The organism is Roseibium sp., from assembly GCF_051016195.1.
Taxonomy (GTDB): domain Bacteria; phylum Pseudomonadota; class Alphaproteobacteria; order Rhizobiales; family Stappiaceae; genus Roseibium.
In genome coordinates this window covers 5,587,742-5,610,466 of record NZ_CP134616.1, presented here as the reverse complement: position 1 = coordinate 5,610,466, position 22,725 = coordinate 5,587,742, and the positions used below count along the sequence as shown (strand labels likewise).

Below are 22,725 nucleotides of genomic sequence, written 5' to 3'. Positions count from 1 at the left end.
TATCGAACCTCGGGCAAGGAACGGGCGTTCGCCGGATGTGAAATGCACCGGCGTTCGCGGTTTCCTGTTGGTAAAGATCTGATGTTCCAGGGCGTTCCGTGGAACCTTCACTTACGATGCGGGACAATCAGTGCGAACGCTTATGACGCGCGTCACAACCAAGGGGCGTTTTGTTGCGCAGGCGCACCTGTCTTGCACCGGACCAGCCTTCGCCCCGAAGTTCGGCATACAGCTGCCTGGTTTTGCCGAAACGGATCTCGTGTCGCGATTCACAATAATTGAAGTTGTCATTCCGACTGAAGCGCAGCAGAAGGCCGGAACCCAATGACCGCCAGGTTCTCCCCAATCACCTAGCCTTCGGACGCAGGGGATACTGGTTCCCGGTCTTGCCGCTGACACGGCAAACCGGGAAGACAAACCCGGAGGGCAGCGGGCCAGATACAGGGATGACATCTGTCTGCACTCGGCCGCAAAAATCCCGCCGGCCCGAGGACCGGCGGGAAATGTGCAAATGTCTGGCGCAGAATTTATGCGAACAGGAAGGAGTCTGTGCTGAAGTCTTCGACCGAGGCGTTCTCGAACGTCAGAAGTTTGCCGCTGACATCGAGTTGCACATCGTCCCCGATCTGTGTCAGCTGGTCCACCAGATCGGCTGCGGACAAGCCGGCATCGGTCACAAACAGAAGGCTGTCAACGCCGATCTCGAAGTCGGTGATGATCTTCAGGCCCGTGTCGTCTTCCTTGAACACGAACGTGTCGGCACCCGCACCGCCGGACAGAATGTCGAAACCAGAACCGCTCTGGATCACGTTGTCCTGATCATCACCCGCGATGACGTCGTTGAAATCGGTGCCTGTGACGTTCTCGAAATTAACGGCGGTGGAACCGTCTCCGAGCGAGCCCGCGCCTAGGTCGACCTCGACGCCTTCGGAGGCACGCGACAGGTCCAGCGTATCAATGCCGTCGCCTCCGTCGAGGTCGAGTTCGATTTCCTCAAGGACGTTGTCGACGATCTGTGCAACATCATCGCCACTGCCAAAATTGGTTTCAAGCGCTTCCGTGTTGCGGATATCGAGCTGGAACAGGCCATTGACAGCCTGATCGTTCAATTCGACACGTGCGAATTGCACACCCTCCGGGGTGACCGAATACTCGGCGACATCCTTGTTCTGGAGATCGTCGTTGACGAGGTCGGTGTCGAAATTGACTTGAACCCGGTCAGTGTCGGCTCCGCCATCCATCAGGTCGGAACCGTCGCCGTTGTTCCACACAAGAAGGTCGTCGCCGTCTTCGCCGAAGACGAAATCATTGCCCTTGTTGGCAACAAGGATGTCGTTGCCGCCGCGACCATAGATCGTGTCGACCCCGCCAAGCCCGGAAATGACATTGTCCTGGTCGTCGCCGGTAATCTTGTCGTCGAACTCCGTGCCGATGACGTTTTCGAATTTGACTGCCTTGGAATCCTCCACGGTGCCTTTAGAGAGGTCGACCTCGACGCCTTCGGAGGCACGCGACAGGTCCAGCGTATCAATGCCGTCGCCTCCATCGAGGTCGAGCTTGATTTCCTCAAGGACGTTGTCGACGATCTGTGCAACATCATCGCCACCGCCAAAGTTGGTTTCAAGCGCTTCCGTGTTGCGGATATCGAGCTGGAACAGGCCATTGACAGCTTGATCGTTCAATTCGACACGTGCGAATTGCACACCATCTGGAGTTACCGAAAACTCGGCGACATCCTTGTTCTGGAGATCGTCATTGACGAGATCGGTGTTGAAATTGACCTGGACCCGGTCAGTGTCGGCTCCGCCATCCATCAGGTCGGAACCGTCGCCGTTGTTCCACACAAGCAGGTCGTCGCCGTCTTCGCCGAAGACGAAATCATTGCCCTTGTTGGCAACAAGGATGTCGTTGCCGCCGCGGCCATAGATCGTGTCGACCCCGCCAAGCCCGGAAATGACATTGTCCTGGTCGTCGCCGGTAATCTTGTCGTCGAACTCCGTGCCGATGACGTTTTCGAAATTGACTGCCTTGGAGTCCTCCACGGTGCCTTTAGAGAGGTCGACCTCGACGCCTTCCGCAGCTCTTGCGAGATCGAGCGTGTCGATACCGTCGCCGCCGTCAAGGTCGAGCTTGATTTCCTCAAGAACGTTATCGACGATCTGTGCGGTGTCGTCGCCGCCGCCGAAATTGGTTTCGAGAACCTCGGTTTTGCGAATGTCGAGCTGGAACAGGCCGTTGACGTTCTGGTCGTTCAGTTCAACCCGCGCGAACTGGATGCCTTGGGGCGTTACCGAGAATTCGGCGACATCCTTGTTCTGTAGGTCGTCATTGACGAGATCGGTGTTGAAGTTGACCTGGACACGATCATAGCCGCTGCCGCCATTCATGAGATCGGAGCCGTCGCCATTGTTCCAGACAAGAAGATCGTCGCCAGCACCGCCGAACATGCGGTCGTTGCCCTTGTTGCCGACGAGGCGGTCATAGCCTTTGCCGCCGCGCAGCGTGTCCTCGCCATCGCCGCCATTCAGGTTGTCATTGCCACGGCCGCCGAAGATCTTGTCGTTTCCGGTACCGCCAAAGGCGAGGTCGTTGCCGAAGCCGCCGTAGATCTTGTCATCGCCCTTGCCGCCAAACATAAGGTCGTTGCCGAACCCGCCAAAGATCTTGTCATTGCCGTGACCGCCGAAAAGGAAGTCATTTCCGAAGCCACCGAAAATCTTGTCATTGCCGCCATTGCCGAAAATGAAGTCGGACGCGAAACCTCCGAAGAGAAGCTCTCCCTTGTCGGAGCCGTTGATGAACTGGGGTTTGAAGAAATTCAGAAAGGAATAAAGGAAGCTCATTGCAGATCTCCTGTCGTTTGAAACACACCATCTGCGCCCGCCTGAAACGGCGGTTTGAAATTAAGCTCGTCGAAAATCACGCGCTGGTGTTCCCGCTGATGCGAGTACCTCTTGGTGCCTTCGGGACGCGAAAAGGTTCAAAAAAAACCGCGAGGCTTCGTTTTTTTCAGCGCTGCAAAAAAAAGCCGCCCGGGTTTCCCCGGGCGGCCCTTCAACCATTGTGCCTGAAATCTTACTCGATCATGGTGAGCAGCTTGTCCAGGCTGGCCTTGGCATCGCCGTAATACATGCGGGTGTTTTCCTTGTAAAACAGCGGGTTTTCGATACCGGAATAGCCGGTGCCCTGACCGCGCTTGGAAACGAACACCTGCTTGGCTTTCCAGACTTCCAGAACAGGCATGCCGGCGATCGGTGAATTCGGATCTTCTTGCGCCGCCGGATTGACGATGTCGTTGGAGCCGATGACGATCGCCACATCTGTTTCCGGGAAGTCCTCGTTGATCTCGTCCATTTCCAAAACGATGTCGTAGGGAACCTTCGCTTCGGCCAGGAGCACGTTCATGTGACCCGGCAGGCGGCCTGCAACCGGGTGAATGGCAAAGCGCACATTCTTGCCCTTGGCCCGCAAACGCTTGGTGAGTTCGCTGACCGACTGCTGCGCCTGCGCAACGGCCATACCGTAGCCCGGAACGATGATGACATTGTCGGCATCGTCGAGCGCCGCGGCGACGCCATCCGCATCGATCGCGATCTGTTCACCTTCAACTTCCATGGCAGGACCGGCCGTGTTGCCGAAACCGCCGAGAATAACGGAAATGAACGAGCGGTTCATGGCTTTGCACATGATGTAGGACAGGATCGCGCCGGACGAGCCGACGAGAGCGCCGACGACGATCAGGAGGTCGTTGCCGAGCGAGAAGCCGATGGCCGCAGCCGCCCAGCCGGAATAGCTGTTGAGCATGGAAACCACGACCGGCATGTCCGCACCGCCGATACCCATGATCAGGTGATAGCCGATGAAGAAAGCCAGCAGCGTCATGAGAATGAGCGTCCAGATCCCGGCGCCGCTCAGGAACAGGATCAGGAGCAGGAAGGACAGGATCGCAGCGCCTGCATTGAGCGCGTGTCCGCCCGGCAGTTTTTCCGCCTTGGAAGTGATCTTGCCCGCGAGCTTGCCGAAGGCGACGACGGAGCCGGTGAAGGTGACGGCACCGATGAAGACCCCAAGAAAGACCTCGACCTTCAGGATTGCCTGCTCGGCGCTGGTTTTCTTAGCAAGGAGCGCGGCGAAGCCTTCCAGCGCCTTGCGCTCTTCCTCGCTCATCGCCAGAACGCGGCCAAGCTCGATATAAGCGTTGAAGCCGACGAACACGGCTGCGAGACCGACAAGCGAATGCATCGCGGCGACCAGCTGAGGCATCTCCGTCATCTGGACGCGCTGGGCAACGAAATAGCCGATGATACCGCCGGCGGCGATCAGGATCAGCGACAAAAGCCAGAAACCGGAGCCTGGACCGATGAGCGTGGCGACAACGGCGAGTGCCATGCCGGCAATGCCGTACCAGACGGCGCGTTTCGCACTTTCCTCACCGGAGAGACCTCCGAGCGAGAGAATGAACAGAACTGCCGCAACCACGTAGACGGCGGTGGTGAAACCGAATTCCATGGGTCGGGCTCCTTAAGACTTCTGGAACATGGCGAGCATGCGCCGTGTAACGAGGAAACCGCCGAAGATATTGATCCCGGCCATGAAGATTGAGACGCCCGCAAGCAGGATGATCAGGAAGGATCCCGAGCCAACCTGCAGCAATGCGCCGACGATGATGATCGACGAGATCGCGTTGGTGACCGCCATCAGCGGCGTGTGCAGCGAGTGGCTGACATTCCAGATCACCTGGAAGCCGACGAAGACGGCCAGCACGAAGACGATGAAGTGCTGAAGGAAGCTGGCCGGTGCAATCAGACCGACAAGCAGCATCAGGATGCCGCCGACCGTGAGCAGGGTTACCTGCTGCTTGGTCTGCGCCTTGAAGGCAGCTGCTTCCGCGGCCCGCTTTTCCTCCGGTGTCAGCTCTTTCGGCTTCTCCTTCGATTTCGCGGCAATCGCCTGAACCTTGGGAGGGGGAGGCGGGAAGGTGATTTCGCCCTGATGCGTGACCGTCGCGCCCCGGATGACGTCGTCTTCCATGTTGTGGACGAGCTGACCGTCCTTTTCCGGCGTCAGGTCCGTCATCATGTGGCGGATATTGGTTGCGTAAAGACTGGATGACTGTGACGCCATCCGCGAGGGGAAGTCCGTATAGCCGATGATCGTGACGCCGTTGTCGGTGACCACCTTCTTGTCAGCCTCGGTGCCTTCCACGTTGCCGCCGCGCTCGGCGGCAAGGTCGATGATCACCGAACCCGGTTTCATCGCCTTGACCATGTCTTCAAGCCAGAGCTTCGGCGCAGGCCGGTTCGGGATCAGCGCCGTCGTGATCACGATGTCAATCTCCGGCGCAAGCTCGCGGAACTTGGCAAGCTGGGCCTCGCGGAACTCCGGTGACGACACGCTGGCATAGCCGCCCGTGGCCGCACCGTCCGTCTGCTCTTCCTCAAAGTCGAGATAAACGAACTCTGCTCCCATGGATTCGACCTGTTCGGCCACTTCCGGTCGCACGTCGAACGCATAGGTGATTGCGCCGAGCGAGGTAGACGTGCCAATGGCGGCAAGACCTGCAACACCGGCGCCGACCACGAGGACCTTGGCGGGCGGCACCTTGCCGGCCGCCGTGATCTGTCCGGTAAAGAAGCGACCGAAATTGTTGCCGGCCTCAATGACCGCCCGGTAACCGGCGATATTGGCCATGGAGGAAAGCGCGTCCATTTTCTGGGCGCGCGAGATACGGGGAACCATTTCCATCGCGATGACGTTGGCACCCTTTTTCTTTGCAGCTTCAAGTCCGGCCTCGTTACCGCCGGGGTTGAAGAACGAAATCAGGGTCTTGCCTTCGGTAAGGTACCCCAGCTCCTTGTCTTCCGGCTGGCGCACCTTGGCGACGATGTCGGACTGTTTCCAGAGGCTGGGTGCTGTCTTGACGATCTCGACACCGGCTTCCTTGTAAGCCTCGTCGGTAAAGCCGGCAGCCTTGCCGGCGCCGCTCTGCAAAAGACAGGTGTAGCCGAGCTTTTGCAGCTGCTTCGCTGATTCCGGGGTCATGGCCACGCGGGCCTCCCCGGGGAAAATTTCCTTGGGTGTGCCGATCTTTAGGGCTTCTGACATATGTCGCTCCAAGATGGTGACCAGGACATGGCCGAGAGTGTGGAATCGTGAGCGAGCGGAATGAGCTGTGTCCCCCCGAATGCCCCCGACTTTTGTGCGTGGCTGCATATAGAGACGAAAATTATACTTATGACAAGACGTGTTTCCGCGCGAAGGGGCGTGTATTGCGCACCCAACCTTGGATCAGGTTTTAAACTGATTTTTCATGGAAAATACGATGACGGGTATCTTAGTCTTGGCGGAGGTGATGAATGCCGCCCGTAATACTCCGATTTATATCGGAATTAGTATTATTTTCTGGGCACAGCAGCGAGACTGCAGCAGCCAATTGTTGACGCGCGGAGCGAACTGGCAGCGACCTGTCGACGCAGGCCGCTGCCGCTCTGCTATTCTGCGGCCGTTTCAACCGGCGGCTTCGGCTCCAGATCAGCGGCGGAGTGCCGCTCATGGAACTGCTCGTGTTCTTCGCCCCAGGCCTTGTTGACCCTGCGGCCACGTATGACGGCCGGGCGGGCGTCGATCTTCTCGGCCCAGGCCTTGACGTTCTTGTACTCGTCGACGGAGAGAAATTCCGCCGCATTGTAGAGCCGGCCGAGGACAAGCCCGCCGTACCAGGGGAAGATCGCCATGTCGGCGATCGTGTAATCGTCGCCTGCAATATAGGGACGATCGGCGAGTGCCTTGTCGAGCACGTCGAGCTGGCGCTTTGTCTCCATCGCAAAGCGATCGATCGGATACTCGAATTTTTCCGGCGCATAGGCGTAGAAATGCCCGAAGCCGCCACCGAGATACGGTGCGGAGCCCATCTGCCAGAACAGCCAGTTCAACGTTTCGGTGCGCGCCGCCGGATCTGTCGGCAGGAACGCGTCGAATTTTTCCGCAAGATACATAAGGATCGAACCGGACTCGAACACCCGTGTCGGCGTTTCCGTGCTGTGATCCATCAGAGCAGGAATTTTCGAATTCGGATTTGCCCCGACGAACCCGCTTGAGAACTGGTTTCCCTCATTGATGCGGATCAGCCAGGCATTGTATTCGGCCTCCTTGTGGCCGAGCGCCAACAACTCCTCCAGCATGATCGTCACCTTGACGCCATTTGGCGTTGCAAGGGAGTAAAGCTGCAGCGGATGGTCGCCGACCGGAAGGTCCTTTTCATGGGTCGCACCGGAGACCGGCCTATTGATGCTCGCAAATTCACCGCCGTTCGGCTGTTCCCACGTCCAGACTTTGGGCGGGGTATAGGTCGAGGTATCGCTCATTGGAAAGCTCTCCGGAAAATTGAAGGCAGGCCTGGTTTCGCGTGCGCTCCGCGATTGGAACTCATCGCAATCTTACGATTAGATAGGACGTTGAGCGAAGTTTGCCTAGACCGAGTTTGCATATAGGTCGGTTTTTCCATGAAGGGCTCATTTGTTCGTGCGCGCATTCGTTGAAACCTCCTCCTGACTGTTGTCGTGTTGCGTCAAACGTCAATAATTTAGAAAATTTTTGCTCTCGACCTGACCGTAACGTTAAGGCATCCTCTTTTTCCCGGGGCTTTGAACGCGGCACCTAGAACGCGCATCCGTCCCGGCCGATTGGCAGGTGAAGAGAACCAGACCGGAAGGAAAAGACGGAACCGTAGAACACGAAAATCAAAGGTGCGGGCGAACCGTCTTGATAATTGTCGCAATACAGGGAGGACGACATGAATTTGAGGCCAGATCCGAGTTTTTATCCGACTGCGCAGATGGCAATGGAGGCCCCGGTTGAAAAACTGGCCTTTACGCTGATGTTGAGCCCGGATTTCAGCAAGCCTGACGGCCTGGCCGTCGTCAATGTCGATCCCGAAAGTTCCGACTACGGCAAGATCGTTCACACGGTCATGATGCCGAACACGGGGGATGAATTTCATCACTTTGGCTGGAATGCGTGTTCTTCTGCTCTGTCCCCGCTGACCGGCCATGCGTTTCTTGAACGCCGCTATCTCATCATTCCGGGCATCCGCTCTTCCAGGATCTACGTCATCGACGTCAAGGAGCCGCTCGAAGCCAAGATCCACAAGATCATCGAACCCGAAGAAGTCTTTGCAAAAACAGGATATTCCCGGCCGCACACGATCCACTGCGGGCCGGAGGGGATTTACGTCTCGACGCTGGGCGGCGGCGGCGAGGACGGCACGGACGGTCCTCCGGGTATATTCATAATGGATTGCGAAACCTTCGAAATCCTGGGCCGCTACGAAATGGACCGGGGCATCCAGGACAAGCACTACGATTTCTGGTGGAACCTTCCGCGCGACTACATGGTGTCGTCGGAATGGGGGCTGCCGCCTCAGTTTGAGAACGGCCTCGTCCCGGAAGATCTCCTGTCCAACAAGTATGGGCACAGAATCCACTTCTGGGACCTGAGGGCGCGCAAGAATGTTCAGACCATAGATTTGGGCGAAAACCACCAGATGGCGCTTGAAATCCGTCCGGCGCATGATCCGGCCAAGCAGTACGGGTTCTGCGGCGTCGTTGTTGATACGACCAACCTGCAAGGTTCCATCTTTACCTGGTGGCGCAAGGAGGACGGGACCTTTGAGGCGAAAAAGACGGTCACGATCGATCCGCAGCCTGCCGATCCCGACGACCTTCCGGAGATGCTGAAGGGCTTTTCCGCGGTGCCACCGCTGGTTACGGATATCGATCTCAGCCTAGACGACAAGTTCCTTTACGTCGCCTGCTGGGGAACCGGTGAAATGCATCAATATGATGTCTCCGATCCGATGAACCCCAAGCTCGCCGGCAAAGTGGACATCGGCGGGATCGTGAAGAAGACCAAACATCCGAACGGAAAAGACTTCGGTTACGGGCCGCAGATGGTCGAGATCAGCCGGGATGGCAAGCGGGTCTACTGGACCAATTCGCTTTATTCCACCTGGGATGATCAGTTCTATCCGGGAGACCGGGGCGCCGCGATGGTCATGGCGAACGCGGGCCCCAATGGCGGCCTGACGCTCGACGAAAACTTCTGGGTCGAGTTTCCGCAAGGGTACAGGTCGCACCAGATCAGGCTGGAAGGCGGAGACTGCTCGACGGACAGTTTCTGCTATCCGTCGGTGTAGACCTTGGATGGAATGAGCATGACGGCCCTCTGGCTGGCCGTCATCGGCTCCGGCCTGTACCACGGTCTCAATCCGGGAATGGGCTGGCCACTGGCCGTTTCAGCAGCGCTGATGGAAAGGCGCACGCAGGCTCTGCCGCGTGCGCTGTTGTCTCTGGCGGCCGGCCACCTGCTGGCCATGCTGGCCATCCTGCTGCCGTTTTCCGCGATGATCACGCTTGTCAGCCTGGAGAACGAAATCCGGATTTTTGCGGCCTGCCTTGTGATCGGCCTGGGGCTTTATCTCCTGATCACCAACAGGCATCCGCGGTTTCTGGCGCGCATATCGCCGGCAAAGCTCGGCGTCTGGTCTTTTCTCGTGGCGATTGCCCACGGTGCCGGTCTGATGCTTGTTCCGATCTATCTCGGCATCTGCGCTGTTCAGGCCAGTCAGGGACATCAGGCGGCCGGCACGTTGATGGGGGCGGATGTTCGCATGGCGCTTCTGGTCTCTGCCGTTCACACGCTCGCGATGGCGACGGCCGGCGGGCTGATCGCCTTTGGCGTTTATTCCTGGCTTGGATTGAAATTCCTGCAAAAGGCCTGGTTCAACCTGGACCGGGTCTGGGCCGTGAGCCTTATCCTCGTCGGCATCTTCGCGCTTGCAGTCCCGCATGCCTGATCAAGGTGAGGGCGCAACAGGCGCGCAGGCGCGGTGGAGTTGCCTCGTGCCTAGTTGAGAAGATTGTCTTCGAACGGAAACAGGGAGAGGAGCTCGATCCCGGTTTCCGTGACAAGCACCTGTTGTTCCAGCTTGACGCCTTCCCTGCCGCCGTCCGCGCCAATGAAGCTTTCCACGCAGAGCGTCATTCCCGGTTCCAGCACGCCGTCATACCCGGCATCCGGGAAATCGCGACGATGGTAGAGGTAAGGATATTCGCCCGTCATACCAACACCATGTGCGGACAGGTAATAGCGGTTCTTGTAAAACTTCTCCGGAATGTTCCAGGCCCTGTCGGCGTAGTCCCGGAAGGTCATGCCGGGGTGAAGAATGTCCATGTTGTGGTGCACCTGTTCGAAAGCGACCCTGTAAAGTTCCTTCTGCGCCGCGCTTGGTTTGTCCGGGCCGGCGTGAAAGGTGCGCGAGAAGTCGGCATAATATCCATGGCATCCGACCACGTCCGTATCGAGCGCGATCAGATCGTTGGCGTTGATGGTGCTTGCGGAGGCCTCCTGGAACCAGGGGTTTGTGCGCGCACCGGCATTCAGGAGCCGCGTTTCGACATAGTCTCCGTTCTGCGCGATGATCGACTGATGCAGTACGGACCAGAGTTCCGCTTCCGTCAGTCCCGGCCGGATGGCCTCACGCAGAAGGGCAACTCCCTTTTCCGTTGCACGCAGCGAAGCGATGACGCACTTCATTTCCTCCGGCGATTTGATCGCGCGCGCCATCTCGACGGGTTGCTGTGCGTCCACAACGGTTAGCCCGGCCTCATGAAGCGCGAATTTCGAACCGGCGTTCAGGCGTTCAACGCCAACGGTTGCGTTGCGCTCGCCGGTCAGTTCCCTGATCAGGGCGGCCATTTCAAGGCCCCATTCCTCTTCGCGTTCGGCGATCTGCGGGCCGGCGGCGACGAAGCTTGCGGTTCTTGCCTGCCGCACTTCATCAACGGTTTCAAAACCCCTGGCCAGATGTTCACATCCCGTGAACTCGAACAGGATTGACCGGTCCTGCGTCATCAAAAGATACCGGGACGGCGTGTTGCGCATGGAAAAGACCTGCATGTTCCGCGTGCCCGTCGCGTAGCGGATGTTGACCGGGTCCGAAAGGATCAGCGCATCCACCCCATAGGCAAGCATCTGCGCGCGCACGCGGCCCTGCCTGTAAGTGCGGACAGCCACCTGGTCGATGCCGTCATCTGACGGGCTGCGATCCAGGTGCGCCAATCCGTGAAAATCGCTTCGCTCCGCATGCCAGTCCAGTTCGGCCATGGAACATTTCTCCCTTTTCCTACAAAAAGGAATATCACCGCAGCTTGCGAGCAAGAAAACTATGGAAATTCTCGGCAGTATGGATAACTCTCAGGAATGCAAAGCTATCGCAAATCCTTGCCGCCCCTGGATACGATTGTCTTTTTCGAGGCGGCCATGCGGCATTTGAGTTTCACCGAAGCCGCCGACGAGCTTTATGTGACCCAGGCCGCCGTCAGCAAGAGGATCAAGCAATTGGAACTGTGGCTTGGTGTCGACCTGTTCGAGCGAAGCGGCAGAAAGCTTGTGCCGACGGAGGCCGGAGCATATCTCGCCGAAAAGACCGGCATGACACTGGACTACCTCGACTATGCATTCCGGACAATCAAGGTGCCGGCGCAGCCGGTGGTGCAAATCGCCTCCGTCACTGCGCTCGCAACGTTCTGGCTTCAGGCACGGCTACGCGATTTTGCGCTCTCCGACGATGCCTGCCCGTTCAATCTGAGCACAGCGGATGAATTGGGCGATCTTCTCAGACCCGAAAACGATCTCGTCATCCTGCACGGCGAAAACAGGTTGCCGGGCTGGAACCTGGAATTGCTGTTCGAAGAGGAAATCGTTCCGGTCGGAGCCCCCGATGTCGTTGCCAGGGCGGGGGTCGCGGAAGGCGGCAACGGGCCACCGTTGCTGAATTTTGCGCGCATCGCGCCGAACTGGACGGACTGGCCGGTCTGGATACAGAGAACCGGGTGGATCGAATTCAACGCGAATGAGCGGATCGATTGCGCCAGCTACAACCAGACCATTGGCCGTGCAATCAGGGGCGAGGGGCTCGCTCTGGGCGCGTTACCGCTCCTGACCGATGAAATTGCGTCAGGTGCGTTGGTGGCAATGCAGGGTCGCAAGATGATCACCGGGAAGGGGTACTACATTGCCTGGCCGCAAACGCGGCCGCTGAGTGCGGAAGCCGCAAGGCTGAAAGCAGTTCTATCGCGCAGCACGTGATGTGCGCGCGTTTGAACGGTGTGAAGCCGGTTTGACGTTTCGTCGCTATTCAAGAATCCGACGAGCGTATGCCGTAGCCTTTCAGGATTGTGCTGTGGCTGCCGTCGCGCACCATGGAATCGAAAGCGTCTTGCAGTGTATTGATCACCTCACCGGACGTCTGATGGTGAAGAGCAAGATACAACTCGCCGCGGTTCAGGTCGTAGACGGTTTCGTACTCGCCAAGGTCCGCACCCATTTGCTGGAGACCCCAGCGCGTAACTTCGGTTTCGTAGGAAATGGCATCCACGCGGCCGGCAATGAGCTTCCGGAAATTCTGCTCGTTCGAAAGGACGGGCTCGATACGATCGTCCGGGACGCCTTGCGCGCGCAGCAGCAATTGCCCGACATCGTCTTTCACGACACCGATACGGATCTTGGCCAGATCATGCACCGTTTCGATCTTCAGGTTGCGGTCTTTGCGCGCCGTCAGGCCGACCACCGTCGACACGAAAGGGCCGACCCACCGGAACAGGCCTTCGCGGTCCTGGGTGCGTGTCGTCGAAAAGAGCGCATGTCCCGGTCTTTGCAGAGTGAGATTGTAGCCCCGCGCCCATGGAAGGAGCGCTATGTCCTTGCGCGTATGGCCCGACATCGTGCGCTTGAAGATTTCTTCCATGATCTCGACGCTGATCCCACGAAGGGCAGTGCCGTCGTGATAGTTGAAGGGAGGGTATTCCTCCGTCATGACCTTGAGGGATACCAGTTCGCTTTCAGCCCGTGAGGACGTTGCCACGGGCATGATTGTGGAGGCGGCAAGGCCGGCGACAACGGATCTTCTCGTCAATTTTTGCATTGCTTGATCCTCGATTGCTCGGGTCCGTCAATCCTTATCCGGCGTTTCGTAGTTTCTCATCCGGCAACAACGTTGTTTCAGCGCGTCCGGTCTGATCTGCGGAAAGGTAGGTTGCAAGCGGTTTCGCCTTGCCGAAGAGGTAGCCCTGACCGGTTTCCACGCCCAGCTCGACAAGGCGCTCATACTGGTCTTCGGTCTCAATTCCCTCGGCTATGACATTCAAGTTGAGCTTTTGCGACAATCCGACAACCGCCTCGATCAATGCCGCAGTCTTGTGGGTCCGCTCGGTGCCCGACCGTGCGTCCAGGCCTTTGATGAATGACCGGTCGATCTTGACGGTGTCCACCGGGAAGCGGTGCATGTAACTGAGTGATGAGAAGCCGGTCCCGAAGTCATCCAGAGCAAAGGTACAGCCCAGTTTCCGGATGTCTTCGATAAGCCCGTCAAGTCCCATACTGTTCTGCATGAGCGTTGTTTCCGTGATCTCAAGTACCAGTCGGCTCGGATCGACACGGTGGGCCGTCAGCTTCTCTTTGAGGTTCTGCGGCAGATCGGGCAGGAACTGTGCGGCGGAAAAGTTCAGAGCGACATAGGCAGACCGGCAGTCGCGGCTTTCCTGCAGCCTCTCGAGCGCGTCGAGACCCAGCTCAAGTACCAGGTCGCCGATCTCCAGGATACCTCCGGTCTGTTCGGCGGCACGGATATACTCAAGCGGCGGGAGCACGCCCCTTTCCGGGTGGACAAGCCGGAGCAACCCTTCAAAGCCGATTGTGGTTCTGCTCTTCAGGTTGACGATGGGCTGGAAATGCAGCTGGAACCAGTGGTTCTCCAGCGCTTCGGAAATGATTTCCTTGACCTCGAGCCGCTGGCTGGCCTCCTTGCCGAACTGTTCGTTGAAGACGCAGAACCCGTTTCGCCCGCTGTTCTTTTGCCGGTACATCGCGACATCGGAGGCTTTCAGGAGTTCTTCAGCGCTCTTGGCGTTGTCGGGATAGAACGAAATCCCCACGCTGGCGGAAATCTGCAGTGTCCGGCCGCCAAGATCGATTGGCCGGTTCAAGGTGCGATTGATCTTGGTGGCGAGTTCGACCGCCCGTTTCTTGCTCGACTTGCACGACAGCATGATCGCGAACTCGTCGCCGCCGAACCTTCCGAAACAGTCGTCTTCCTGCAGCAGTTCGGCAATTTCGCGGGTCACCGACTGAAGAACACGATCACCTGCGAAATGCCCCAGATTGTCGTTGACCCATTTGAAGCGGTCGAGATCGAAGAAAAGGACGGCGATGTCGTCGTCGCCGTCGGAGCTTTCGATTGCAGCGTTCAATCTGTCCGCAAAGCCCTCCCGGTTCACCAGCCCCGTGAGGTAATCCGTTCGCGCCTGACGCAGGATTTCAGCTTCGGCAGCCTTGAGCTTGCTGATGTCGGTCATGACGGACAGGGAGCTGCCGCCGTGCGCGCTGTCGTCGAAATCCTTGGTTTCCGTGATCAGCACATCAAGGCAGGTGCCGTCGGCCTTCTGGAACACCGACGTCAGTTCCAGAGTCTCGTTCCTTCCGTCCGAAAGCATGCTCCTGTTGTGCAGGTAATCGGCCTTGAAATCATCGTGGATGAATTCGCGGAACTTGTGGCCGATAACATCCTTGCGGCCGTAGCCCGTCGCGTGCAGCCAATAATCCGACACGTTGCGGATATTGTCGTCACTGTCGATCGAGTAGAGCATCACCGGCGTGTTGTTGTACAGAAATGTCAGGCGCTTGTTGGCCCGGATGAGTTGTGCCTCGTCCTGGTCCAGCCGTTCCTGCATGTCGTTGAAAGCGTTGGTGACACGCCCGAGCTCGTCCGTTGAATCCCAATCGACTTTCTGGCGCGTTCCCGAGCGCTGTGTTGCTTCGATCGCTGCATTCAGGCGCAGCAAAGGCCGCGTGATCATGAAGCGGTTCGCGATCAGCGCGGCGACAAGCACAGAAATGGTCGAGACCACGAACAAGATCGCTGATTTGACGACCTCCCGGATGGCCGCGTTGCTGATGTGGCTGGATATGAAGCGGATGCGCAAGGTGCCGACGGCATGCTCGACCCCGTCCACCCTGTGGGTGATTTCCTTGGAGAAGAGGGCGTTTTCCCTGCTGAGGGCGTTGTCTTCGCTGCCGTCTTTGGAAATCAGTGCAAGGCTCTTGTCGTTGTCATCTAGGATCTCGATGCTGAAAATGTCGCGATCATTTGCGATCGCGCCCGCCCATTTTCGCAGGTTATCGTAGTCGAAGTCCCACAATGCCTTGCTCAGGGCCTTGCTGTTGGCATCAAGGAGAACGCGTTTCTTTGCAATCATTTCGCGCTCGACCGAGTTTTTCGTCATGACAAAAAACGTAATCAGCAGCGGTCCGTTTACGGCAATCAAGGCCGCGAACATGATCGCGAGAAACTTCCTCTGCGTAGAATTTCTGATAAGCCTAAGCATGCAGAAAATTTAGCCCGGTTGCGGTAAACAAACCTCTTCCTTTCTGGTTGAGGAAGGTTGCTTTGCTTAATTTTTTGTAGCTTCTGCTAGTCGAATTCTCTGTTCGGCGCTGTGAATATATCTTGATTCGCAAGAGGGAGCCGAAAAAGCTGACAGTGTGCGAACGGGCGATGTTGGCTTGTTTGGAACAGCTATCCAGGGAAGTCTGGAGAACTGTCAAACGCTTCAGGGCGCACACCAATTCGCCATCACCGGAATGAAAAACGAAAAAGGACGGGACCGCCGCTGTGGTCCCGCCCTTTTGCAATCGAGCCGTTTGTCAGGTTCCCCGTTTATTCCCGGACAATATAGACCGAACACTGGGAATGGCGCGCAACGCGTGCCGCGTTGGGACCGAGAAGAAATTCCTTCAGATGCGGCTTGTGCGCCCCGATAACAATCAGATCGGAGCCGGCCTGCTTGGCCGCCTCCAGTATCTCCTCGTAAATGGAGCCTGCAGCGACGATGTGGCGAATGGATTTGTTCCGCTCTTCGCCGAGCACGCGGCTGACCATGTCGTTCAGGGCCGACTTCGTTTTCGTAACCAGTTCGCCCTGAAAGTTCTCGTCGAAATACGAGTTGACCAGCGTCACGCCATAGTTCGGCACAACCGTGATGACATCCAGCTGAGCCCCGTCGAGGCGCGCGAGCTTGTCACCCGTTTCAAGTACCTGGACATCGTCCTCGTGTGAAATGTCGACTGCACACAGCACAGACTTGATGCTCATGCCGGCACTCCTTTCTCGCGGCCAGCGCGGGCGCGCTGGATCAGATAGACCACCACCAGCAGCAACAGGCCGGGGATATAGACAAGTTCCTTGGGAAGCTGTTTGACTTCAACCTGCGCTTCCTTGGCGATGACGGGATTGTCGGCATAGAAGTCAAAATCGCCGAGTTCCTCGAAATAGGCTGTGCCGGGGAAGGGTTCGTCGATTTTCAGGACGCCGTCCTCGTCAAGAACGGTGAGGCCGAGCGCCTCAAGCCGCGCTTCGCCACCCTCTTCCGAACCGGGATTGACGATGATCGTTTTTTCCGTGGTCTCGCCGGTGTCGAAATCAGGCCCGCTGACCGTCACCCGGATCTCCTGACCTGCCGGTGCATTGCCGACCGCCTGGACGAACTGTGCGGGTGGGATCTGTTCAAAGGGAGGCTGGATCCGGTTCATGAAGAAGTCCGGCCGGAACAGCACGAACGCGATCAGGACCAGTGCTATGCTTTCATAGATCCGGCTCTTTGTGACGAAATAGCCCATCGTCCCTGCTGTGAAGACAAGGATCGCGATTGTTGCAACCACGAAGACAAGCGTTCCCTGCAGCCAGCCGACATCGATCAGCAACAGATCGGTGTTGAAGATGAACATGAAGGGCAGGGCGACGGTCCTGAGCGAGTAGAAGAACGCCGTGAACCCTGTCCGGATGGCGTCGCCCCCGGACACCGCCGCCGCGGCGAAGGAAGCAAGGCCCACCGGAGGCGTCACGTCCGCCATGATTCCGAAATAGAAGACGAACAGGTGGACGGCGATCAGCGGCACGATCAGACCGGACTGGGCACCCAGTTCAACCACGACCCCGGCCATGAGCGAGGACACGACGATGTAGTTCGCGGTGGTGGGAAGGCCCATACCGAGGACCAGAGACAAAACACCCACGAACATCAGCATCAGGACCAGATTGCCGCCGGATACGAACTCGACAAGGTCGGCCATGACCTGCCCGATGCCGGTCAGGGTGACCGTGCCGACTATGATGCCGGCGGTTGCCGTCGCCAGACCGATACCGATCATGTTGCGCGCACCGTCGATCATGCCGTGGACAAGATCGTTGACGCCTTCCTTCAACTCGTTGAAGGCTTCGCTTTCGCCGCGGAAAATCGCCTTGATCGGGCGCTGGGTCAGCAGGATCACGAAGAGCAGGGCGGTTGCCCAGAATGCCGAAAGACCGGGCGATTTCTGTTCGATCATCAGGAAGTAGACCAGCACGACGATCGGCAACAGGTAATAAAGGCCTGCCTTGTAGATTTCGGCGATCTCCGGAAGTGTGATTTCCTTCTCGTTCGGATCGTCCGGATGCAGGTCGTCGACCGTCGCCGCAAGTTTCAGGAGAGCGAGATAGGCGACAAACACCAGAACTGCCAGGATCCAGCTCGCGCCTTCGGGAACGGCTGCAACGATCCAGCCGACCGGGAACTTGACGCCGTAACAGAGCGCAGCGAACCCGGCGAAGAAGAAGAACATTCCAAGGACCGTGCGCAGTGTTGAAACGGTCTTGTGGCCGATGGTCGGCATGTTCCGCTTCACGGCTTCAAGGTGCACGATATAGACCAGCGCGATATAGGAAATAACCGCGGGCAGGAAGGCGTGCGTGATCACGTCGACATAGGAAATGCCGACATATTCAACCATCAGGAAAGCGGCTGCGCCCATGACGGGCGGCATGATCTGCCCGTTCACCGAAGACGCCACTTCAACGGAACCGGCCTGTTCGGATGAGAAGCCGACCCGTTTCATCAATGGAATGGTGAAGGTTCCCGTCGTGACCACGTTTGCGATCGAGGAACCGGAAATCAGGCCGGTTGCCGCGGAACCGACAACGGCTGCCTTGGCGGGGCCGCCCTTCAGGTGCCCGAGTGCGCCGAAGGCCATCTGGATGAAGTAGTTTCCGGCGCCGGCCTTGTCCAGGAGCGCACCGAACAACACGAACAGGAACACGAATTTGGTGGAGACACCAAGGGCGATGCCGAAGACCCCCTCGGAGGTGATCCACATGTGGCTCATCGCCTTTTTCAGCGATGCACCTTTCCAGCGGATAACCTCTGGAACCCATTCGGAGGAACCGAAGAATACGTAAAGCAGGAAGACCGTCGCGACAGCGGCCATTGCCGGGCCGAGTGCGCGTCTTGCGGCTTCAAACAGGACAATGATGCCGGCAAGGGCAAACCACTTGTCCATGTCGTCGGCGAGACCGCCGTTGTTCACGATTTTCTCGTAGAAGAAGAACCCGTAAAGCGCGATGAACGCGCCGAACAGCGCGAGTATCCAGTCCTGTATCGGGATGTAGTGGCGCGGACTGGTCTTGAGCGCGGGATAGGCCATGAAGGCCAGGAACATTGCAAAGGCGAGGTGGAACTGGCGGCTGTTGTTGATCAGGTCGCCGGGAAGGATGTAGTAGGCGACCGGCGATGCGAGAAGGACCTGGAACACCGACCACAAGAACGCGACACCCGCCAGCAGCAGGCCGACGCTCCCGGCCGGATTACGCGAGCCGGAATCGGAAGCGGCAACAAGTTCCTGAAGCTCGTCTTCCGACAGACCTCGCTTTGTGTCCTGGTTGTTCGGTAGATTCTGATCCGCCATGAAAATCCCCCATCCAACGGCTCACATCCAAGCCGCGCCCATGTATCCCCGGGTCTTTCGGGCCAACGGCCCTCAGCAAAACGTGACATGCAATTCGATAGCGCCGGTGTCGTTGTTTCTTGTTCTCCGGCACAAGAAAATAGGTCCGGAGATGTGATCCCCGGACCCGAAGCGTTTCTGGATCAGTTGATCCAGCCTTGCTCTTTGTAGTACTTGGCAGCACCAGGATGGATCGGCGCGGACAGGCCGTCAGCAACCATCTCTTCCGGCTTCAGGTTCGCAAAGGCCGGATGCAGCTTCTTGAAGGCATCGAAGTTTTCGAAGACCGACTTGACCAGCGTATAAACCGTGTCGTCAGCAACGTCGGCGGATGTGATGAAAGTCGCGCCAACACCGAAGGTGCCGGTGTCGCCATCATTGCCGCGGTACATGCCGCCCGGAATGGTGGCGGTGCGGTAGTAGCTGTTGTCGCCAACAAGCTTGTCGACTGCATCGCCGCCCACGTTCACAAGAACGGAATCACAGGCAGTCGTTGCTTCCTGGATGGAGCCGGAGGGGTGACCGACCGTGTAGACCATTGCATCGATCTGGTTGTCGCAAAGAGCCGCGGACTGCTCGGCTGCTTTCAGCTCGGTCGCCTGGGCGAAATCGCCGGTGGTCCAGCCCATTGCTTCCATCAGGACTTCCATGGTGCCGCGTTGACCGGAACCCGGGTTGCCGATGTTGACGCGCTTGCCTTTCAGATCCTCAAAATTCTTGATGCCGGAATCGGCACGTGCCACGACCGTGAACGGCTCGGGGTGCACGGAGAAAACGGCGCGCAGGTTCTCGAACGGACCTTTGTCCTCAAATTTCGAAGTGCCGTTGAAGGCATGGTACTGCCAGTCGGACTGAGCGACACCGAACTCAAGTTCACCTTCGCGAACCGTGTTGATGTTGTACACCGAACCGCCCGTGGATTCGACCGAGCAGCGGATCCCGTGATCCTTGCGGCCCTTGTTGACCAGCCGGCAGATTGCACCACCGGTCGGGTAGTAAACGCCAGTGACGCCACCGGTTCCGATCGTGATGAATTCTTCAGCCGTTGCTGCTCCGGTGAATGCGATGCTGGTCGCCAGAACAGCACCTGCCAGGTTCATTTTCATCATCATTTGACTAGACTTCCCCATTGTTAAATTTCTTAAGTCAAGCGTGGCACACCACCCTAGACATTTTCAATCTCGTCGAGCAAGCGATTATGCTTCTCAACTTCCTGGATCCTGGCTTCCGCTTCGGATCCGGCCCGCGCAACCAGCATGCCCGTTATGGTTTCTATCAGGACAAGCGTGGCTGCGTAAGACGAAAAAAAGTGTGGACTTTCAGTTCGTTGAATGAAGTGGTAGTCGGCGTATTGCAGGCCCGGAAAGGCGCGGCTGTCCGTCAGAACCACGACCTTGGCACCTTTTTCGGCTGCGATCTTGGCAGCCCGTACGGACCTGTGAGCATACGGGTGCTTGGAGATGATCAGCACGGTGTCCTTCCGGTTCAGCCCTGCAAGGGTGCTGCCCAGTGTTGTTCCGTTTCTTCCCGCGACGAACCAGCGGTCATCGAACCACTTTGCGAGGTAGGCGAAATAGTCCGCAAAGCCCGCCGATCCGAGCGCACCTATCAGGACGACCTTGCGCGAATCCGAGAGCTGATCCACCACCGCGTCGAGCGTTGCGGGATCAATGTCGGCGAGCAGCCCCTGGATATTGTCAATACAGGCGGAAACCTGGCGCGGAAGGAGCGGCTGGTCAGCGTCAGATTGCAGGCGGCGCGCCTTTTCCCGGAAACTGTGTTGCTCCCGTGCCGTCAGTTCAGTGCGGGCCTGTTCGCGCAGCGCTTCGTAGTCGGTGTAACCGAGCGCTCGCGCAAGCCGCGTATAGCTTGCGGGTGACACGCCGCTCGCGGTGGCCACTGATCTCAGGCTTCGGGTCGCGACTTCCACTTGATTTTCGGCAATGTAATCTGCGGCAACGCGTAATGCGTCGCTCAATTCGGCGTAACTTGCCGAAATTGCTGTCCGAATTTGCTGCTGCGATCTGGCTCCCATCGGCGCACTGTTTCATTTGTTTTTTGTCTTGTCAAACCCTGAAACAAATGTTTCTTTTCGGCCGCATTTTCTTGTCTTCGCCTCAGGGGCGCGGACCGCTTCGGTATCGGTTTTTGGCCAAAACGCTTCGCACGGTCCGGGCTTCGGACGGGACGCCGCCTTCCGGGTTCTTGCGCTCAGGCGGAGTATCTTGAAACCTGCGGTCGGGGAGGCCCGGACTGTGATTTTTGGAAAAAAAACCTTCCGGCAGGGAGCTCTGCCGGAAGGAAAAGTGGGATGGGGTCGTTCTGGTTGGTTATTGTCCCTGGCCGAGCGAGTAACCCGGTACTCCATTGAACGTATAGAGATTTTCCGTCTTGATGACTTCGATCTCCTTGTTGCTCAGGGCCATGATCAGCTCCGCAATATCCTTTTGTTTCAGGTTTCCGGAGTTGCATTCGAAGCGGCACCGCCAGTGATCCGTCTTGAAGGTTTCCGGCAGGCCCGCAGGCCAGACTTTCACCCCTCGATTGGTGATCATGGTCAGCTTGGCGCCGCATTGCTGGGTCGCAGCGATCAGCCTGACGGCCAGATTGTCGGGATCCACCACCGTGTCGCGCACGAAAAGATCCACGCCGACAAGACATCTTTTGGCCGGAACCGGCCGAACCGGGGGCGCGATTGTCGGAGCGCTTTGCTGGCCCTGAAGGGGGACAGGTTTGAGCAAATTCGGAAGCTCACCGATCCGGTCTATCACCGCATCTGCAAAGTCATCCGTTCCGACTTTCACCCGGCTTTCCGCCCCTGAATAGACATCGGCGGTGTGGATGCCGCTTTCAATGGTTTTCAGCCAGGCATTGTGGAGCCTGCTCGCGGCCTGTTGCTGCCCGAGATGCCCCAACATCTGGACGCCGGCGAGGATCAATCCCGACGGATTGGCGATGCCTTTTCCGGCAATATCAGGAGCGGACCCGTGAATGGCCTCGAACATGGCGAAACTCTCACCGATATTCGCGGACGGCGCGATCCCGACCGACCCGCTTATTTCCGCCGCGATATCGGAGATGATGTCTCCGTAAAGGTTCGTTGTCACGATGACGTCGAACATCTCGGGAGACGCAGCAAGCTTTGCCGCGCCGATATCGACGATCCAGTGATCAGCGGCGATTTCCGGGTATTCCGCCGATATCTTGTCGAACATCTTGTGAAACAGACCATCGGTCAGCTTCATGATGTTGTCCTTGGAAAAACACGAAACCTTTCTGCGTCCGTTCGACCGCGCATATTCGAAGGCATGCCGGATGATCCGCTCCGTGCCCGGGATCGAGACGAGCTTGAGGCACTGAAAGACCTCGTCCGTCTGCCGATGCTCGATGCCGGCGTAAAGGTCTTCCTCGTTCTCCCGGAAAATCACGACATCCATGCCCGGATGGTTTGAGGCAACAAAAGGCGTGAGGGCGGCGCAAGGGCGGATGTTGGCGAAGAGGCCAAGCGTTTTTCTGATGGTGACGTTCAGCGACTTGTATCCACCGCCCTGTGGTGTGGTGATGGGCCCCTTGAACAGGACGCCAGCGGAACGTAACGCACTCCAGCTGTCCGGCAGGATGCCGGACGTGTGGCCGGCTTTATAGACCTTTTCCCCGAGAACGACTTCATGAATGTCCAGGTCTGCACCCGCGGCGTGCATGCATCGCAGGGCGGCGCGCATGATTTCCGGACCGATACCGTCACCATAAGCAACGGCTATCTGCGCCGTTTCAGCGGGTGCTATGGAATAGGCGGCCTGCGCGCTGTGAACGTTCATTACTGTCTCCTGGCGTTTGAAATGTGTGTGCTCGCCA

The 22,725-nt window shown here is 57.9% G+C and carries 15 protein-coding genes; 3 read left to right on the top strand and 12 right to left on the bottom strand.

Annotated elements, in window-relative coordinates; translation table 11 throughout:
• Nucleotides 1-527: 527 nt before the first annotated feature.
• The 4 genes from RDA78_RS25510 to yghU all read right to left on the bottom strand — a co-directional run bounded on the left by RDA78_RS25510 (nt 528) and on the right by yghU (nt 7,364).
• Nucleotides 528-2,843 carry a calcium-binding protein gene (locus RDA78_RS25510; protein ID WP_434052564.1) on the bottom strand — a complete coding sequence of 772 codons (2,316 nt, stop codon included), beginning with the start codon at nt 2,841-2,843 and terminating at the stop codon, nt 528-530.
• 232 nt (nt 2,844-3,075) lie between these two features.
• Entirely contained in the window at nt 3,076-4,509 is a 1,434-nt protein-coding gene (locus RDA78_RS25505) for an NAD(P)(+) transhydrogenase (Re/Si-specific) subunit beta (RefSeq protein WP_434052563.1), read from the bottom strand.
• Nucleotides 4,510-4,521: 12 nt separating this feature from the next.
• The gene (locus tag RDA78_RS25500; protein ID WP_434052562.1) at nt 4,522-6,105 is read right to left on the bottom strand and encodes a Re/Si-specific NAD(P)(+) transhydrogenase subunit alpha; all 1,584 of its coding nucleotides are present in this window, start codon (nt 6,103-6,105) and stop codon (nt 4,522-4,524) included.
• Between the two features lie 386 nt (nt 6,106-6,491).
• Complete coding sequence (gene yghU / locus RDA78_RS25495) at nt 6,492-7,364, bottom strand: glutathione-dependent disulfide-bond oxidoreductase (protein ID WP_434052561.1); 873 nt, start codon at nt 7,362-7,364, stop codon at nt 6,492-6,494.
• Nucleotides 7,365-7,792: 428 nt separating this feature from the next.
• On the opposite strand from yghU, the gene RDA78_RS25490 reads away from it, so the two are divergent.
• Complete coding sequence (locus RDA78_RS25490) at nt 7,793-9,193, top strand: selenium-binding protein SBP56-related protein (RefSeq protein WP_434052560.1); 1,401 nt, start codon at nt 7,793-7,795, stop codon at nt 9,191-9,193.
• A gap of 18 nt (nt 9,194-9,211) precedes the next feature.
• Nucleotides 9,212-9,853: a hypothetical protein gene (locus RDA78_RS25485; RefSeq protein ID WP_434052559.1), complete on the top strand. Its 642-nt coding sequence runs from the start codon at nt 9,212-9,214 to the stop codon at nt 9,851-9,853.
• Nucleotides 9,854-9,903: 50 nt separating this feature from the next.
• Here the strand turns inward: RDA78_RS25485 and RDA78_RS25480 are convergent, their stop codons facing one another.
• A complete protein-coding gene (locus RDA78_RS25480) occupies nt 9,904-11,163 on the bottom strand; it encodes a M24 family metallopeptidase (protein WP_434052558.1) in 1,260 nt (419 codons plus the stop codon).
• A 96-nt stretch (nt 11,164-11,259) separates the two neighbouring features.
• Here RDA78_RS25480 and RDA78_RS25475 point away from each other — a divergent pair, with 96 nt between their 5' ends.
• On the top strand, nt 11,260-12,147 hold the full coding sequence (locus RDA78_RS25475) for a LysR family transcriptional regulator (RefSeq protein ID WP_434052557.1): 888 nt from the start codon (nt 11,260-11,262) through the stop codon (nt 12,145-12,147).
• A gap of 49 nt (nt 12,148-12,196) precedes the next feature.
• Here RDA78_RS25475 and RDA78_RS25470 read toward each other — a convergent pair whose 3' ends face one another.
• The 7 genes from RDA78_RS25470 to RDA78_RS25440 all read right to left on the bottom strand — a co-directional run bounded on the left by RDA78_RS25470 (nt 12,197) and on the right by RDA78_RS25440 (nt 22,688).
• Nucleotides 12,197-12,982, bottom strand: a complete 786-nt coding sequence (locus tag RDA78_RS25470; RefSeq protein ID WP_434052556.1) for a substrate-binding periplasmic protein — start codon at nt 12,980-12,982, stop codon at nt 12,197-12,199.
• A gap of 34 nt (nt 12,983-13,016) precedes the next feature.
• Entirely contained in the window at nt 13,017-15,392 is a 2,376-nt protein-coding gene (locus RDA78_RS25465) for an EAL domain-containing protein (RefSeq protein ID WP_434052555.1), read from the bottom strand.
• A 380-nt stretch (nt 15,393-15,772) separates the two neighbouring features.
• On the bottom strand, nt 15,773-16,207 hold the full coding sequence (locus tag RDA78_RS25460; protein ID WP_434052554.1) for a universal stress protein: 435 nt from the start codon (nt 16,205-16,207) through the stop codon (nt 15,773-15,775).
• Nucleotides 16,204-18,831, bottom strand: coding sequence for a TRAP transporter permease (locus RDA78_RS25455; RefSeq protein WP_434052553.1), 2,628 nt, complete (start codon nt 18,829-18,831; stop codon nt 16,204-16,206). The genes RDA78_RS25460 and RDA78_RS25455 overlap by 4 nt, the downstream gene beginning before the upstream one ends.
• Nucleotides 18,832-19,013: 182 nt before the next feature.
• On the bottom strand, nt 19,014-19,982 hold the full coding sequence (locus tag RDA78_RS25450; RefSeq protein WP_434052552.1) for a TAXI family TRAP transporter solute-binding subunit: 969 nt from the start codon (nt 19,980-19,982) through the stop codon (nt 19,014-19,016).
• 53 nt (nt 19,983-20,035) lie between these two features.
• The gene (locus tag RDA78_RS25445; protein ID WP_434052551.1) at nt 20,036-20,905 is read right to left on the bottom strand and encodes a MurR/RpiR family transcriptional regulator; all 870 of its coding nucleotides are present in this window, start codon (nt 20,903-20,905) and stop codon (nt 20,036-20,038) included.
• Between the two features lie 295 nt (nt 20,906-21,200).
• Nucleotides 21,201-22,688 carry an NADP-dependent isocitrate dehydrogenase gene (locus tag RDA78_RS25440; RefSeq protein WP_434052550.1) on the bottom strand — a complete coding sequence of 496 codons (1,488 nt, stop codon included), beginning with the start codon at nt 22,686-22,688 and terminating at the stop codon, nt 21,201-21,203.
• Nucleotides 22,689-22,725 lie beyond the last annotated feature (37 nt).